The sequence below is a fragment of the Salinicola sp. genome (assembly GCF_982684285.1).
This window is the reverse complement of sequence record NZ_CEXLVS010000091.1, coordinates 1-14,792: the sequence shown is the minus strand read 5'-3', so window position 1 is coordinate 14,792 and position 14,792 is coordinate 1. Positions and strand designations below refer to the sequence as shown.

Genomic DNA, 14,792 nt, shown 5'->3' with positions numbered 1-14,792 from the left:
GTGAGGAAGAGCGCCAGTTCCTGCTGCTGGGCGTCACCGTCCACGCCGAGAACGCCCTGCCGGTCTCGGCCCAGCTCCAGGCATTGCCCGGCAGCCTGCAGCCCCAGCTCGACGCCGCCAGGAAAGCCCATGGGCTGGAAGACGAAGGCGATAGCGATCGTCTCTCCGACTACGCTACCGGCGGCACCGGCCACTTCCTGGTCGATCTCGAAGCCCAGCGCCGCACCCAGCCCTACCGCCATCCGCTGACCCATCAGCGTCCGGTGATCGGCGGGCCGCAGACCGCCACCGTGGTCGGCCCCGCCAACGAAGAGATCCACACCGACCATCTCAACCGGGTACGGGTGCAGTTCCACTGGGACCGCCAGGGCCAAAACGATGAGAACTCCAGCGTCTGGCTGCGGGTCTCCCAGCCCAACGCCGGCGCCGGCTGGGGCGGCGTGTTCGTGCCGCGTATCGGCCAGGAAGTGCTGGTCGACTTCCTCGAAGGCGACGCCGACCGCCCGCTGATCACCGGCCGGGTCTACAACGGCGAGCAGACCCCCGACTGGCACAGCCACGGCCTGCTCTCCGGATTCAAGAGCAAGACCTACCGCGGCAGCAAGTACAACGAACTCGTCTTCGACGACGCCACCGACCAGGAGCGCGTTCGGCTCAACTCCGAAGCCGAGAAGAGCCAGCTCAACCTCGGCTACCTGATCCACCAGACCGGCAACACCCGCGGCGCCTTCCGCGGCACCGGGTTCGAGCTGCGCACCGACGCCTATGGCGCCATCCGCGCCAACCAGGGGCTCTATCTCTCAAGCTGGGGCCAGCTCGGCGCCAGCGGCGACCAGCTCGACCTCACCCCGGCCAGACAGCAGCTCGACAGCGCCTACAATCTCACCTACAGCCTCAGCCAGAGCGCGGCGGACCACAACGCCGAAGCCCTCGACAGTCGTACCCACCTCAAGCAGGCGGGTGAAGACGCCGACGACCGCTACGGCAAAAGCGAACAACTGACCAGCACCGATCAAACCAGTGCTAGCGATGCCACCGACAGCGGCGGCCGCGGCGAAGCGGCACGCATGAAAGCGCCCTGGCTGCACCTGGCCTCGCCCGCCGGCATCACCCTGAGCACCCCGGAATCGACCCACCTGGCCCAGGGCAGATCGCTGAGCGTCTCCAGCGGCGAAGACGTCAATATCGCCACCGGCAAGAGCCTGGTGGCCTCGATCTCCGAGAAGCTCTCGCTGTTCGTGCAGAAGGCGGGCATCAAGCTGTTCGCGGCCCGCGGCAAGGTCGAGATGCAGGCGCAGGATGGCGAAATGGCCTTTACCGCGGAGAAAGGCGTCAAGGTGACTTCGACCGAGGGCCGAATCGAAATCAATGCCGAGAACGGCATCCTGCTGCAGAGTGGCGGCGGCTATATCCGCATCGAGGGCGGCAATATCGAGGTCCACTGCCCGGGTGCCGCGGATATCAAGGGGGCGCAGCACAGCTTCGGCGGACCGAAAAGCATGCCCATGGCAGCATCCAAAATGGCGTCCCCAAAAGATTTGGCTACATTTTCAGAACAGGTAAGAGGAATCGATCCTAAACCAATAGACCAAGTGTTGGCACAAATTGCGGATGCGGTCTATCGGCATGAGCCCGTATCTCAGTGGCGTCCTCTCTCGGAAGATGATCTTTTGGCCGATGGCATACGTCCAGACTTACTGGAAGATGAGAGCACTGGGTTCCAGTCGTCAATATATACGGATGGAGATGGAAATTACGTTCTTGCGTTTGCCGGAACGGACTTCACTGACTGGGGAGGCGACTGGAGACAGGGAAACCTTCCTCAGGGCGCTGGCATGACAGCTCCTCAATACGTACAAGCCAGGCAGTTATCAGAAATAGCCAAGACAGCTTATGGGGAAAACCTGGCTATCACGGGCCACTCCTTAGGCGGTGGGCTTGCTTCAGCATCTGCCATCACTACGGACACTCCCGCAGTTACCTTCAACGCTGCAGGAATCCATAAGAACACAATCTCTAACCTACCCATCAGTTTTGACGAGGCAAGCCGCATTGCCAACGATGGCCTAATCCGAAGATATAATACGTCTGGCGAAATATTGACATGGGAGCAAGAAGAAGCCTTAGTCGACAGATGGCTACTGCCAGATGCATTAGGCAGAAAAATAACGCTGCCTGACCCTACTCCACTTTCAGGCTGGGAAAAGCATGACCCCATATCAGTAATGGGCAATAGAATATCGGACCATTCCATGAACTCCGTCTTGGAATCATTTTCAAGAACACCCCCCTGGAGCGAGTAAAATGCGTCAGCTCTATTTCAAATATGCCATACTGGCACTTTTCATAGCCTCGGGCTGCACACCTTCGGATAGCGCGGAGAAAGGCGAAATGTTCACTGGGAAAATGGCCAAAGAGTTGGCGCAATCAATCAGCTCCGGTGATGAGAAAAGAACGGAGAAACTCATATCGGAAGGTGCCGAAGTTAACGCAATCGATCAAAAAGGAAGGACGCTTCTTTGGCTCGCCATGGCATCAAATAATCTAGACGAGTTCAAAATACTTATTAAAAAAGGCGCTGATCCAACGATTCCAAGCTCAAGCGGTGAAACTGTCATTCACACCGCAGCGCGACTAGATACGACCAATTATCTCAAGGAGCTCATTGAGCATGGCGCTCCTGTCGACATCGAAAACAAAGGTGGAGCAACACCGCTTTTCAACGCGGTGGGAAATCCAGCAAAAAACTTTGAACTGCTAATCGATAATGGTGCCAATATAAACCACCAGGACATCGTTGGGGACACCCCTCTTTTCTTCGCCGCCGCCGCAGACGATTATGATCGAATCATGAAGCTTCTACAGCTCGGCGCCAATCCAAAGCAAAAAAACAAAAGAGGTACGACTTTCCAAGCCCCTCTTGCAACAGGACCAAAAGAGGACTCGTACACCGAGGATAGCCAAGAAAAGCGAGAGAAAATAAGGCAATGGCTCAAAAGCCAAGACATTCAGGTAGAGTTCTAGGGTGTAGAAACTATCTATTTAGTGGCAAGCAGATTGAGAAAGCACAAGGACGACATCGTCTTGGCGTGCTGCCTTGACGATGTGTCATCACGGATGGGCTAGCTCAATCCCCTTTGAGCCCCCGTTATTCCGGAGAGTTAGCAGTCGCCCGACCTGCTCGCCCAGGACCTGCGGGCGTTGATCGAGAAGCCGGCAAGGAAGTGCTGACCACCGTGGTGGATTACAACCTCGCGATCACGCGCGAGGCGCTTACCGCGGTCGGTGTACTGAACGACACGGCCTCAGAAAGCGGCAGCGACACGCGCTCACGGCCGGTCGCGGGTGAAGTCAGTGATACCGACACCAACGAGGACTGCAACGACTGTGAACCCAGAAAACGGGGCTACAAGTTCGTGCCTTCGGGCCGAAACTTCAACACAGGAGATGGAAACTGGCCAGAGTATCAGTTGAAGATTGCCAATATGGGTGGAAACCCAATTTTCTCCATCGTGGGACCTAACAAAATCGAAGAATGGAAGTTTAACAGCGTCGATTTCGATGGATTTTGGTCGGCTAGCTGCACGCTGGTCGAGGCTAAATATGGATATGGCAGTTGGTTAGAAAGAAACATCGAAGGCGAATGGCAACCTCGCAGCATACCTTTTATGAGCAAGCTCATAGACTCTTTCATAAGCGAGGCTTCGGCACAATCAGTGGCAATTAGAAAAAACATGCCTCCCGCGACCCTAAACTGGTTTTTTTCGGATCCTCGTGTCAAAGAACTCACAGAAGATGAGTTTTCAGAAACGGGGTTAATCATATCCTGTCATCTCAAAGGCTTTTAAAAAGGAGCAAAAAATGAAATATTCTTTAAGGATGATTTTTCCAAAAAATAAAGAGGGTCTCGAAATAGAAGAGGTGTACTCCCTGTTTTTAAAAGCAACAGAAAAAATCTCTGAAGTAGACACAGCCTTAAGCGACTGGCAATATCCTCTCATCACCGAAAAAGATAAAGCCATCTACTGCCCTGTCACTGACAAAAACAAAGTATTAAAGAGCGCTTATCACGAGACCCACAAAAACAACGAAAGCTACAAAGGCAAAGGCCTGGTCAACTTCACCGCTTGGTCCATGCCCGTTCCCATTCAAGGTTTAAAGGAAAGCGAAAAGCCTTTTTTTGCCAAGGCTCGACTACTCGATGGATCCTCGGGTCTCGGAGGATATTTTGTTCTAAACGCAAACTCTCTCAAAGACACCAAGAGCGAAGATTACTGGTCAACTTACTCCACTCTTTTTAAAAAAATGGCACGCATTAAAAAAGCAAGTTGGTCTAATTTTTCCACAAAAGGTTATCATAGGAAGGCTGCCTTCCCTCATCGAGAATGGGTCGGCTGGATGGCACTGGTGCCGGACGTCGATCTGAGCAACGAGATGCCCTTTGTCGCGCTGGCCGAATACTTGCCCGATATCGGCACCCTGATCGTGACCACCAAAGAGCCGTTCGACCCCGAGAACGAAGAGCATATTAAACAGGCCCGGGCGACCGAGGTGTTTCTGGCCGATCGAGGCCTGCTGCCGGAACGGGGAGTCTAAGTGGCACTCATTGGCACTAACTTGATGGCCCCATCCGGCGATAGTCCCAGGCCTCCACGTGCTTCCGGGGCGCTTTCATTAGGAGACTACTTCGGTGTTGTTGGGGTGTGGTTCATAGGGCCTGTTCTAGTTGCAGCAGTATCGACTCTTCCGGACATTCCGCACGGAATATCGGGTATAGAGGCATGTGGTGGCCGTCTCAACCGCAAGCGCCGTGTCTCGCCATCAAAAACACCCCGAAAGTGGATGGGTGTCCAACTTCCGGGGTGTAGTTCGACGCCTCGGCCATGGCCCTTTTCGTTGGTGCTGACTGGCTGAGCCAGTATCGACTCAGGCCTCGTCCAGCTTCTGCTTGAGCAGTCCGTTGACCTGCTGCGGGTTGGCGGTGCCGCGGGAGGCCTTCATCACCTGGCCGACGAAGTAGCCGATCATCTTGCCGCGTTTCTCCGGATCGGCGTCGCGGTACTGGGCGACCTGAACCGGGCTGTCCGCGATGACCTGGTCGACCATCGCTTCGATGGCGCCGGTGTCGGTGACCTGCTTGAGACCGCGGGTGTCAATGATCTCGTCGGCGCTCTGGCCTTCATTGTTCCACAACGCGGCGAAGACCTGTTTGGCGGCCTTGCCGTTGATGGTGTCGTCGAGTACGCGGCTGATCAGGCCGCCGAGTTGCTCTGGGGTGACGGGGCTGTTGCTGATGTCGATGTTCTCGCGATTGAGATGCGCCGAGAGTTCGCCCTGGACCCAGTTGGCGGCCTGCTTGGCATCGCCGCAGACGGCCAGCACGGCTTCGAAGTATTCGGCCATCGGGCGGGTCGAGGAGAGTACGCCGGCATCGTAGGCGGAGAGTCCAAGGTCGCTCTCGAAGCGATTGCGCTTCTCGGTGGGCAGCTCCGGTAGCGTCGAACGCTGGTGTTCGATATAGGCGCTGTCGAGCATCACCGGCAGCAGGTCGGGGCAGGGGAAGTAACGGTAGTCGTTGGCTTCCTCCTTGGTCCGCATGCTGCGGGTCTCGTCCTGATCCGGGTCGTAGAGCCGGGTTTCCTGAACCACCTTGCCGCCATCCTCGATCACTTCGATCTGGCGTTCGACCTCGAACTCGATCGCCCGCTCGACGAAGCGGAAGGAGTTGACGTTCTTGATCTCGGCACGGGTGCCTAGCGTTTCCTGGCCCTTGGGGCGAACGGAGACGTTGACGTCGCAGCGCATCGAGCCTTCGGCCATGTTGCCGTCGGAGATGCCCAGGTAGGTGACGATGGCGTGAAGCGCGCGAATATAGGCGACCGCTTCCTTGGCCGAGCGCATGTCGGGTTCGGAGACGATCTCCAAAAGCGGTGTGCCGGCGCGGTTGAGATCGATGCCGCTCATGCCATGGAAGTCTTCGTGGAGTGACTTGCCGGCGTCCTCTTCCAGGTGCGCATGGTGAATGCGAACGCGCTTGCGCACATCGTCATCCAGCACGATCTCCACTTCGCCTCTGCCGACGATGGGCTGGGCCATCTGACTGGTCTGATACCCCTTCGGCAGGTCGGGGTAGAAGTAGTTCTTGCGCTCGAACAGCGAGGTCTCGGGTATCTCGGCGTCGATTGCCAGGCCAAACTGAACGGCCATCGCCACGGCGCCTTCGTTGAGCACCGGCAGCACCCCGGGTAGGCCGAGGTCGATGGCGCAGGCCTGGGTATTGGGCTCGGCACCGAAGGCGGTGGAGGCGCCGGAAAAGATCTTGGATTGGGTGGCGAGCTGGACGTGGCCCTCCAACCCGATGACGGTTTCCCACTGCATTAGGTTGTCTCCTGATCGGTCGGATGCCGACGGTGCCAGTCCGTCGCCTGCTGGAACTTGTGCGCCACGTTGAGTAACTGGCCCTCGGCGAAGTGCTGGCCGAGAATCTGGAGGCCTATCGGGCGCTTGCCGGCGAAGCCGGCTGGCACGCTGATGCCCGGGATGCCTGCCAGGTTGATGGCGATGGTGTAGATATCCTGCAGGTACATCGAGACCGGGTCTTTCTTGGCGCCGAGATCGAACGCCGGCGTGGGTGCGGCCGGGCCCATCAGCACGTCGACTTCTTCGAACGCATCCATGAAGTCCTGGCGGATCAGGCGGCGGACCTGCTGGGCCTTGCGGTAGTAGGCGTCGAAGAACCCTTCCGACAAGGTGTGGGTGCCGATCAGGATGCGGCGCTTGACCTCGTCGCCGAAGCCCTCGGCGCGGGAGCGCTTGTAGAGGTCCTCGAGATCGACCGGATTGTCGCAGCGGTGGCCGAAGCGCACGCCGTCGTAGCGCGAAAGATTCGAGGAGGCTTCCGCCGGGGCGATCACGTAGTAAGCCGGCACGGCCAGGTGGGTATGTGGCAGGCTCACCTCGCACACCTTGGCGCCCAGGGATTCGTAGGCCCGGATCGCTTCGCGGATGGCGCTCTCGACTTCCGCGTCCAGGCCGTCACCGAAGTACTCCTTGGGCAGGCCGATCTTGAGTCCGTCCAGCGGCGCATCCAGCTCGGCGAGATAGTCCGGCACCACCCGGGCGACACTGGTGGAGTCGCGCAGGTCGTGGCCGGCGATGGCGCCGAGCAGGTGGGCGCAATCTTCCGCGCTGCGGGCCATCGGGCCGCCCTGGTCGAGGCTCGAGGCGAACGCGACCATGCCGTAGCGGGAGACCCGGCCGTAGGTCGGCTTGAGCCCTGTGATGCCGCAGAAGGCGGCCGGCTGACGAATCGAGCCGCCGGTATCGGTGCCCAGCGCCGCAGGGGCGAAGCCGGCGGCGACGGCGGCGGCGCTGCCGCCCGAGGAGCCGCCGGGGACGGCGGTGCGGTCCCACGGGTTCTTGACCGGACCGTAGAAGCTGTTCTCGTTGGAGGAGCCCATGGCGAACTCGTCCATGTTGGTCTTGCCGAGGCTGATCATGCCGGCGGCCTGGAGCTTCTCGATCACGGTGGCGTTGTAGGGCGCCTTGAAGTTGTCGAGCATCTTCGAGCCGCAACTGGTACGAATGCCCTGGGTGCAGAAGATATCCTTGATCGCCAGGGGCAGGCCGGCAAGCGGACGCGACTCGCCCTTGGCACGGGCCTGATCGGCGGCGTCGGCAGCCGCGAGCGCCTGATCGCGAGTGACGGTGACGAAGCTGTTGATGTCGCCATCCAGGCGCTCGATGCGGTCGAGCAGGCTGGTGGTCAGCTCTCGGCTGGAAAAGTCGCCGGCCTCGAGGCCGCGGGCGAGTTCCGTGAGCGTCATATGATGCATGGGGTCGATATTCCCTGAGTCAGATCGCTATGCGGGATGAAGTGACGGCAATGGTCGCTCTCATCGATAAACGACGTCGGACGTGCTCGACGATGTCGAACTTACTCGACTCTCTAAAGCGCCCTGAAGTCTAGAGTATCCTCAAATGTCGAACTTATTCGACGACGCGAGGTACCAGATAGAGGCCGTCGGCGGTCTCCGGCGCGCAGGCCTGAAAGGCGTCGCGCTGATTGGTTTCGGTGACCTCGTCCGGGCGCAGGCGCTGGGTGGTATCGAGCGGATGGGAGAGCGGCGCGATGCCATCGGTATCCACCGCCTGCAAGCGATCGACCATTTCCAGGATCCGGGTCAGGTCATCGACATAGCCGGCCGCCTCTGCATCGCTGTTGAGGCCCAGCCGAGCCAGGTGCGCGGCGCGCAGCACGTCCGCGTGTTCGATTGCCATGTAGAAAAGGTCCTCTCGTTGAGACATCGCGTCGTGGATGGCGATGAGACCGGGTCGCCGAAACATCCACCCAAGGGTTGGGTTTCGAGCCTTGGGATGCCAGGAATCGGAGACGATCATCGCGCTAAAACTTCGCGATACTGTTCATGCCAAGAAATGGAGGAGACATTATCATATTAACGCCCCATCTGGCAGGCTTGCGCTTGCTGCTTTACCCCCACGGTGATACCGTTTGCGTCCGCACAGGGTTCCGGTCTGGACTAGGTAAAAGTTTCCATGTTTAAACGTTTACGGGGGCTGTTCTCGAGCGATCTGTCGATCGATCTGGGGACCGCCAACACGCTGATTTACGTCCGCGGTCGCGGGATCGTCCTGGACGAACCCTCCGTCGTGGCGATTCGCCAATCCGGCAACATGCGCAGTGTTGCGGCCGTCGGTCTCGACGCCAAACGGATGCTGGGGCGCACGCCCGGTAACATTACCGCCATCCGTCCGATGAAGGATGGTGTGATTGCCGATTTCACCGTTACCGAGCAGATGCTGCAGCACTTCATCCGCAAAGTTCATCAAAGCACTTTCCTGACGCCCAGCCCGCGCGTGCTGGTGTGCGTTCCCTGCATGTCCACGCAGGTCGAGCGCCGCGCGATCAAGGAGTCCGCCGAAGGTGCCGGCGCACGGGATGTCTATCTGATCGAGGAGCCCATGGCTGCCGCGATCGGTGCCGGCCTGCCGGTCGAGGAAGCGCAGGGATCCATGGTCGTCGATATCGGTGGCGGTACCACCGAGATCGCGATCATCTCGCTCAACGGGGTGGTCTACTCCGAATCCGTGCGCGTGGGTGGCGACCGCTTCGACGAGGCGATCACCTCCTACGTGCGTCGCCACTACGGCAGCCTGATCGGCGAGGCTACCGCCGAGCGGATCAAGGAGGAGGTGGGGTGCGCCTACCCGGGCGGCGAACTGCGCGAGATCGACGTGCGCGGACGCAACCTGGCAGAAGGTATTCCGCGCAGCTTCACGCTCAACTCCCACGAGATTCTCGATGCGTTGCAGGAGCCGCTGGCGTCCATCGTCGCGGCGGTCAAGAGCGCGCTGGAGCAGTCCCCGCCGGAACTCGCCTCCGATATCGCTGAGCGTGGCCTGGTGCTGACCGGTGGCGGTGCATTGCTGCGGGATATCGACAAGCTGATCGCCGAGGAGACCGGCCTGCCGGTCATCATCGCCGAGGATCCGCTGACGTGCGTTGCCCGGGGTGGCGGCAAGGCGCTCGAGATGATCGATCAGCATACCTTCGAACTGCTCTCCAGCGATTGAGGCCGGCCGCGACGGACGAGGCCGCCGAGCGGCACCTTCCGTCTTCGGTAGGTGGGGGTGAGGCCTATCAAACCGCTGTTTTCCTACGGTCCGATACCCACGTACCGCATGCTGCTGTGTGCGGTACTGGCGTTCGGGCTGATGTTCGCCGAACACCGCTTCAGTGCGGTGGAAACGGCACGTTCCCACATGACCACGATCGTGGCGCCGATCCAGTGGCTGGTCGCGCTGCCGAGCGAGGGCGTGCGCTGGGGCGCCATGGCGATCTCCGATCAGCAGGCGCTGATCGACGAGAACGGTCGTCTTCGCGAGCAGCTGCTGACGCTCTCTAACCGGGTGCAGCGCATGGCGAGTCTGACCGCCGAGAACATCCACCTGCGCGAACTGCTCAACGCACCGAATCCTGCCGACGTGCCCTATATCACTGCGGAGCTGTTGTCGCTGGACTCCGATCCGTTCACCCAGCAGATGGTGATCAATCGGGGGCGGCGCGATAGCGTCTACATCGGCCAGCCGGTGATGGACGCCTCGGGCCTGATCGGCCAGGTGGTGTCCGTCTCCGCCTATACCAGCCGGGTGCTGATGGTGGCCGACGCCAACCATGCGGTGCCGGTGGAGATCAATCGCAACGGCTTGCGCTTCATCGCCCAGGGCACCGGCCAGCTCGATTCGCTCAACATTCCCAGCGTGCCGGCCACGGCGGACATTCGCGAGGGCGATCTGCTGGTGACGTCCGGCCTGGGCGGGCGTTTCCCCCAGGGGTATCCGGTCGCGCGCGTGGTCGACGTCAAGCGCGAGTCGAGCCAGGCGTTCATGGAGGTCTCGGCAGAGCCGATCTCCCAGCCGGAACGCTCGCGCTATTTCCTGCTGCTGTTTCCCCCCGAGCGACCCGAAGAGGGCCTGAGCGGGCCGGAACGCATGGCTCGCCAGGTGGTGTGGCCGGGCGATCCCGGGCATCCCGATGCCAACCGGATCAATGAAGACGCGTTGACCGCGGCGCTGACGCTGCAGTCCACGGAGCAGGAGTAGGCATGGGCCCGTTCGGTTATCTCTTCGTCTGGTTCACGCTGCTGTTGGCGCTCTGCCTGCAGGTGATGCCGCTACCGGATGCGTGGCTGGTATGGCGGCCGGACTGGCTGGGCGTGCTGCTGGCCTACTGGTGTGTCGCCACGCCGCAGCGCGTCGGCGTGCTGCACGGCTTCGTGCTGGGGCTGATGCTCGATCTGATCGAGGGGGCGCCGCTGGGCCAGAACGCTCTGGTGCTCTCGCTGCTGGCGTACCTCTTTCTGCTGCTCTATCAGCGCTTCCGCGTCTACTCGATCTGGCAACAGGCGGTGCTGGTCTTCATTCTGCTGGGCATTGCGCAACTGGTCGAGCAGTGGCTGCGCACGATCTACGGCCCGATCTCCCTGAGCCTCGAGTTCCTGCTGCCCGCACTGATCGGGTCTCTGCTGTGGCCGTGGCTGTTCACCATGATGCAAGTGGTACGTCGCCGGTTGGGGATCGGCTAATTCGTGGAGCCGGTGTCTCGCAACGGTGCTGCTGCGTGATCGGCGCCTTCCGGTTGATGTCGCCGGCCGGTGGTTGCCAAGCTCTCTCGGAGGATTTGCCCATGAATGCCGCTTCCCGACCCGACCCCGTCCTGCGCCTGGCCTCGGCTTCGCCGCGCCGGCGCGAGTTGCTCGCGTCGATCGGCGTCACGGTGGAGGTCGCGCCGTCCGATATCGACGAGTCCCGGCTGGATGGCGAGTCGCCGGAACATTTCGTCTCTCGCCTGGCTCGCCACAAGGCCGAGGCGGGCCAGGCGGGTAGTGCCTTGCCGACATTGGGCGCCGACACCGTCGTGGTCTGCGACGACACCATCTTCGGCAAGCCGGAGGATGAGGCCCATGCCCGCGAGATGCTGATGACGCTGTCCGGGCGCGAGCACCGCGTGCTGTCCGCGGTCGCCGTGCTGGGGCCTCTGGGAATGGTCGAGAGCCGGGTCTCCACGCGCGTGGTCATGCGGCGCATCGACGAAGCGGAAGCGGCGGCCTACTGGACGACCGGAGAGCCGCTGGACAAGGCTGGCGGCTACGCGATTCAGGGCTTGGCCTCGATCTTCGTCGAACATCTGGAGGGGAGCTACTCCGCCGTGGTGGGGCTGCCGCTCGCCGAGACGGCGGCCCTGTTGCGCGCGCAAGGTGTTTCGCTGTGGGGCGGTGCGTTGCCGGATGTCGGGTCCAGCGGTGGCGCCTCGTGACAGAGCGCCTTATGAGAGACCGGACGGCTGTGCCATAATTCCCGCGAGGCCAGCTCCGCTCGCCCTGGCAAGGGATGTCGCCGGCGTGCTCGAACAACCCGCAACAAGGATGCCCGCATGAGCGGTGAGGTACTGATCAATCTGACGCCGATGGAAACGCGGGTGGCCGTGGTGGAAAACGGCGTGCTGCAGGAAGCCTTCATCGAGCGCAGCCGTCGCCGGGGCATCGTCGGCAATATCTACAAGGGCAAGGTGGTGCGGGTCCTCCCGGGCATGCAGGCCGCGTTCATCGATATCGGCCTCGAGCGGGCCGCCTTCATTCACGTCAACGAAGTGCTGCCTCCCGATGCACCGCACGAGGAGCCGGCGTCGATCAGTCATCTGCTGCACGCCGGGCAGTCCCTGATCGTCCAGGTCACCAAGGACCCTATCGGTTCGAAGGGCGCGCGGCTGACCACGCATCTCTCCATCCCCTCCCGTTATCTCGTCTACATGCCGGATTCGCCCCACGTCGGCGTATCCCAGCGGATCGAGGACGAGGCCGAGCGCGAACGGTTGAAGGCACTGGTCGAGAGCGGCAAGGCGGAGCTGCCAGCGGGCGACAGCGGGGGCTTCATCATTCGTACGGCGGCCGAGGGCGTGGGGCGGGAGGAGCTGTTCGCCGACATGGTCTTCCTCCAGCGGCTGTGGCAGAAGGTGGCCGAGCGGCGTACCACGGCCGAGGTCTCCACGCCGATCTACGACGACCTTCCGCTGTTCATCCGCACGCTACGCGACGTGATGCGCGATCAGATCGAGAAGGTGCGCATCGACTCCCGCGAAAACTACTTCAAGCTCAAGGAGTTCGCCCGGGAGTTCATGCCGACCATGGAGTCTCGGATCGAGTATTACCCCGGAGAGCGGCCGATCTTCGATCTCTACAGCGTCGAGGACGAGATTCAGAAGGCACTGGGGCGCAAGGTGCAGCTCAAGTCCGGCGGCTACCTGGTCATCGACCAGACCGAGGCGATGACCACCATCGACGTCAACACGGGCGGCTACGTCGGGCACCGAAATCTCGAGGAGACCATCTTCAAGACCAATCTCGAGGCGGCCACGGCCATTGCCCGTCAATTGCGACTGCGCAATCTCGGCGGCATCATCATCATCGATTTCATCGACATGGAGGAGCTGGAACATCAGCGCCAGGTGCTGCGCGTGCTCGAGAAGTCGCTGGAGCGGGACCACGCCAAGAACAAGCTGACCGGCGTCACCGAACTGGGCCTGGTGCAACTGACCCGCAAGCGCACCCGCGAGAGCCTCGAACAGACACTGTGCGAACCCTGCCCGACCTGCCTGGGGCGGGGATCGCTGAAGACGCCGGAGACGATCTGCTACGAGATCTTTCGCGAGATCCTGCGCGAGGAGCGTGCCTATTCGCCGGAGACCTACATGGTGCTGGCCGCCCAGTCGGTGGTCGATCGGTTGCTCGATGAAGAGTCCGCTGCGGTGGCCGATCTCGAATCCTTCATCGGCAAGACGATCCGCTTCCAGGTCGAGGCACACTACTCCCAAGAACAGTACGACATCGTACTGATGTGAACCGATGAGTCGTCCACGAATGACTCGGTTGCGTGCCACGTGGCGCTGGCTGCTGACGCTGGTCGCCCTGGTTGCCCTCGTCGTCGCCGTGATTTCGAGTGGCGTTCGACTGGCGGCCTGGCAGATCGATCGGTTGAGTCCATGGCTGACCTCGACCCTGGAAGATCAACTGGGCGCTAACGCCAAGCTCGGTCACCTCTCCCTGGCGGTCCATCGGTTGAATCCCCGCCTGACGTTGAATGACTTTCGACTCGATACCCGCGACGGTCAGCCGCTGCTGGACCTGGAGCACGCCGCCGGGCGGCTCGAGACGCTGGCGAGTTGGCGGCTGGGCGCACCGGTCATTCGTGGGGCGGAGATTCGAGGCCTGACCCTGCATCTCTATCAGACGGACGACGGCGAGTGGGCCTGGCCGGATGGCGCGGGCAGCCGCTGGTTCGGTGGCACCGACGATTCGTCGTCGTCTTCGCTCGATGTCGATGGCTGGTTGCGCATGCTGACGCGCCAGCAGGCCCGGCTCGAGAACGTCACGCTGGTCCTGCATGGCGAGCGCGAGCAGGCCAGCGTCTCGGTTTCGCAATTGACGCTGGCCAGCCGGAACGGCCAGGCCTCGATCCAGGCCACGCTCAGCGCCGGGCAGGAGGAGGCGGGGCACTTCCATCTGGCGATCGAGAGCGGTAGCGGGTCGCAAGCCGCGGAAGGCGGCACCGACGAGCATCCCGAGGCGCGCTTCGCCGCAGAGCTCGATCTGAGCGCACTGTCGCCGTCACTGGCCGCGTTGAGTTCGGGCTACCCCAGGGCGATCGGGAAGATCGACGGCCAGGCGTCGCTGGGCGGCGAATGGCGTGACAGCGGACTGCGCCAGGGTCGTCTCTCCCTGGACGTGCCCAGGTTGCAGGTCAACGACACCCGCAACGAAGTCTCCGAGACACTGCGTGGGCTCGGGTTCGAGGCGGGGTTGGACCGCGACGCCCAGGGAGGCTGGAGAGCCTGGCTGGATGACTTGCGGGTCTCTCATGCCGGCCTGGCGGCGGTGGAGTGGCCGCAGCAGCTGCAGGCCCAATCCACCGAGGATGGCTGGCGGCTGCGCAGCGCACCGTTCGACCTGGCCGGCATGACCGACTATTTGCGCTACTTGCCACTGCCGTTCGAACTGGCGCAGACGCTGATCCAGTTGGACCCCCACGGTCACGTCGCCGGCCTGGAAGTCGGGCGGGAAGATGGCGAATGGTATGCCCAGAGCGCACTCGAGAACGCTTCGGTCACGGCCTGGAACGAGATTCCCGGCGGTGGGCCGGCCGATGCCTGGGTGACTTACCAAGGACGTGGCGGCACGGTCTCCTTCGCGGCCGGCGAGGCGGCGCACTTCTCGATT

13 protein-coding genes are annotated in these 14,792 nt (G+C 61.6%); 10 read left to right on the top strand and 3 right to left on the bottom strand.

The window, feature by feature from the left end; translation table 11 throughout:
- The 4 genes from tssI to AC3AYF_RS09825 form a co-directional block, all read left to right on the top strand.
- The coding region (tssI, locus tag AC3AYF_RS09840; protein WP_487779684.1) for a type VI secretion system tip protein TssI/VgrG at positions 1-2,303 on the top strand (2,303 nt) is incomplete at its 5' end.
- Between the two features lies 1 nt (position 2,304).
- Positions 2,305-3,024 (top strand): ankyrin repeat domain-containing protein, encoded by a 720-nt coding sequence (locus tag AC3AYF_RS09835; RefSeq protein WP_295038339.1) that lies wholly within the window; start codon positions 2,305-2,307, stop codon positions 3,022-3,024.
- 200 nt (positions 3,025-3,224) lie between these two features.
- The gene (locus tag AC3AYF_RS09830) at positions 3,225-3,848 is read left to right on the top strand and encodes a Tox-REase-5 domain-containing protein (RefSeq protein WP_487779683.1); all 624 of its coding nucleotides are present in this window, start codon (positions 3,225-3,227) and stop codon (positions 3,846-3,848) included.
- 13 nt (positions 3,849-3,861) lie between these two features.
- Positions 3,862-4,596: an Imm52 family immunity protein gene (locus AC3AYF_RS09825; RefSeq protein ID WP_295038336.1), complete on the top strand. Its 735-nt coding sequence runs from the start codon at positions 3,862-3,864 to the stop codon at positions 4,594-4,596.
- 330 nt (positions 4,597-4,926) lie between these two features.
- Here AC3AYF_RS09825 and gatB read toward each other — a convergent pair whose 3' ends face one another.
- The 3 genes from gatB to gatC all read right to left on the bottom strand — a co-directional run bounded on the left by gatB (position 4,927) and on the right by gatC (position 8,280).
- Positions 4,927-6,378, bottom strand: a complete 1,452-nt coding sequence (gene gatB, locus AC3AYF_RS09820; RefSeq protein WP_295038335.1) for an Asp-tRNA(Asn)/Glu-tRNA(Gln) amidotransferase subunit GatB — start codon at positions 6,376-6,378, stop codon at positions 4,927-4,929.
- Complete coding sequence (gene gatA, locus AC3AYF_RS09815; RefSeq protein ID WP_295038333.1) at positions 6,378-7,835, bottom strand: Asp-tRNA(Asn)/Glu-tRNA(Gln) amidotransferase subunit GatA; 1,458 nt, start codon at positions 7,833-7,835, stop codon at positions 6,378-6,380. Before gatA ends, gatB begins: the two co-directional genes overlap by 1 nt.
- Before the next feature lie 154 nt (positions 7,836-7,989).
- Positions 7,990-8,280, bottom strand: coding sequence for an Asp-tRNA(Asn)/Glu-tRNA(Gln) amidotransferase subunit GatC (gene gatC / locus AC3AYF_RS09810; protein WP_110717667.1), 291 nt, complete (start codon positions 8,278-8,280; stop codon positions 7,990-7,992).
- Between the two features lie 276 nt (positions 8,281-8,556).
- Between gatC and AC3AYF_RS09805 the strand changes: the two genes are divergently transcribed.
- The 6 genes from AC3AYF_RS09805 to AC3AYF_RS09780 all read left to right on the top strand — a co-directional run.
- Positions 8,557-9,594 carry a rod shape-determining protein gene (locus AC3AYF_RS09805; RefSeq protein WP_110598223.1) on the top strand — a complete coding sequence of 346 codons (1,038 nt, stop codon included), beginning with the start codon at positions 8,557-8,559 and terminating at the stop codon, positions 9,592-9,594.
- Between the two features lie 57 nt (positions 9,595-9,651).
- Complete coding sequence (mreC, locus tag AC3AYF_RS09800) at positions 9,652-10,623, top strand: rod shape-determining protein MreC (RefSeq protein WP_295038328.1); 972 nt, start codon at positions 9,652-9,654, stop codon at positions 10,621-10,623.
- Between the two features lie 2 nt (positions 10,624-10,625).
- Positions 10,626-11,105, top strand: coding sequence for a rod shape-determining protein MreD (mreD, locus tag AC3AYF_RS09795; RefSeq protein ID WP_295038326.1), 480 nt, complete (start codon positions 10,626-10,628; stop codon positions 11,103-11,105).
- A gap of 101 nt (positions 11,106-11,206) precedes the next feature.
- On the top strand, positions 11,207-11,836 hold the full coding sequence (locus tag AC3AYF_RS09790) for a Maf family protein (protein ID WP_295038324.1): 630 nt from the start codon (positions 11,207-11,209) through the stop codon (positions 11,834-11,836).
- Positions 11,837-11,953: 117 nt separating this feature from the next.
- A complete protein-coding gene (rng, locus tag AC3AYF_RS09785; protein ID WP_295038322.1) occupies positions 11,954-13,417 on the top strand; it encodes a ribonuclease G in 1,464 nt (487 codons plus the stop codon).
- 28 nt (positions 13,418-13,445) lie between these two features.
- Positions 13,446-14,792 (top strand): YhdP family protein (locus AC3AYF_RS09780; RefSeq protein ID WP_487779682.1); only part of this gene is annotated, 1,347 nt, incomplete at its 3' end.

Coding starts and splice junctions, on each gene's coding strand:
- AC3AYF_RS09835 (WP_295038339.1), top strand. CDS start 2,305: ATGCGTCAGCTCTATTTCAAATATGCCATACTGGCACTTTTCATAGCC.
- AC3AYF_RS09825 (WP_295038336.1), top strand. CDS start 3,862: ATGAAATATTCTTTAAGGATGATTTTTCCAAAAAATAAAGAGGGTCTC.
- gatB (WP_295038335.1), bottom strand. CDS start 6,378: ATGCAGTGGGAAACCGTCATCGGGTTGGAGGGCCACGTCCAGCTCGCC.
- gatA (WP_295038333.1), bottom strand. CDS start 7,835: ATGCATCATATGACGCTCACGGAACTCGCCCGCGGCCTCGAGGCCGGC.
- gatC (WP_110717667.1), bottom strand. CDS start 8,280: ATGGCAATCGAACACGCGGACGTGCTGCGCGCCGCGCACCTGGCTCGG.
- AC3AYF_RS09805 (WP_110598223.1), top strand. CDS start 8,557: ATGTTTAAACGTTTACGGGGGCTGTTCTCGAGCGATCTGTCGATCGAT.
- mreD (WP_295038326.1), top strand. CDS start 10,626: ATGGGCCCGTTCGGTTATCTCTTCGTCTGGTTCACGCTGCTGTTGGCG.
- AC3AYF_RS09790 (WP_295038324.1), top strand. CDS start 11,207: ATGAATGCCGCTTCCCGACCCGACCCCGTCCTGCGCCTGGCCTCGGCT.
- rng (WP_295038322.1), top strand. CDS start 11,954: ATGAGCGGTGAGGTACTGATCAATCTGACGCCGATGGAAACGCGGGTG.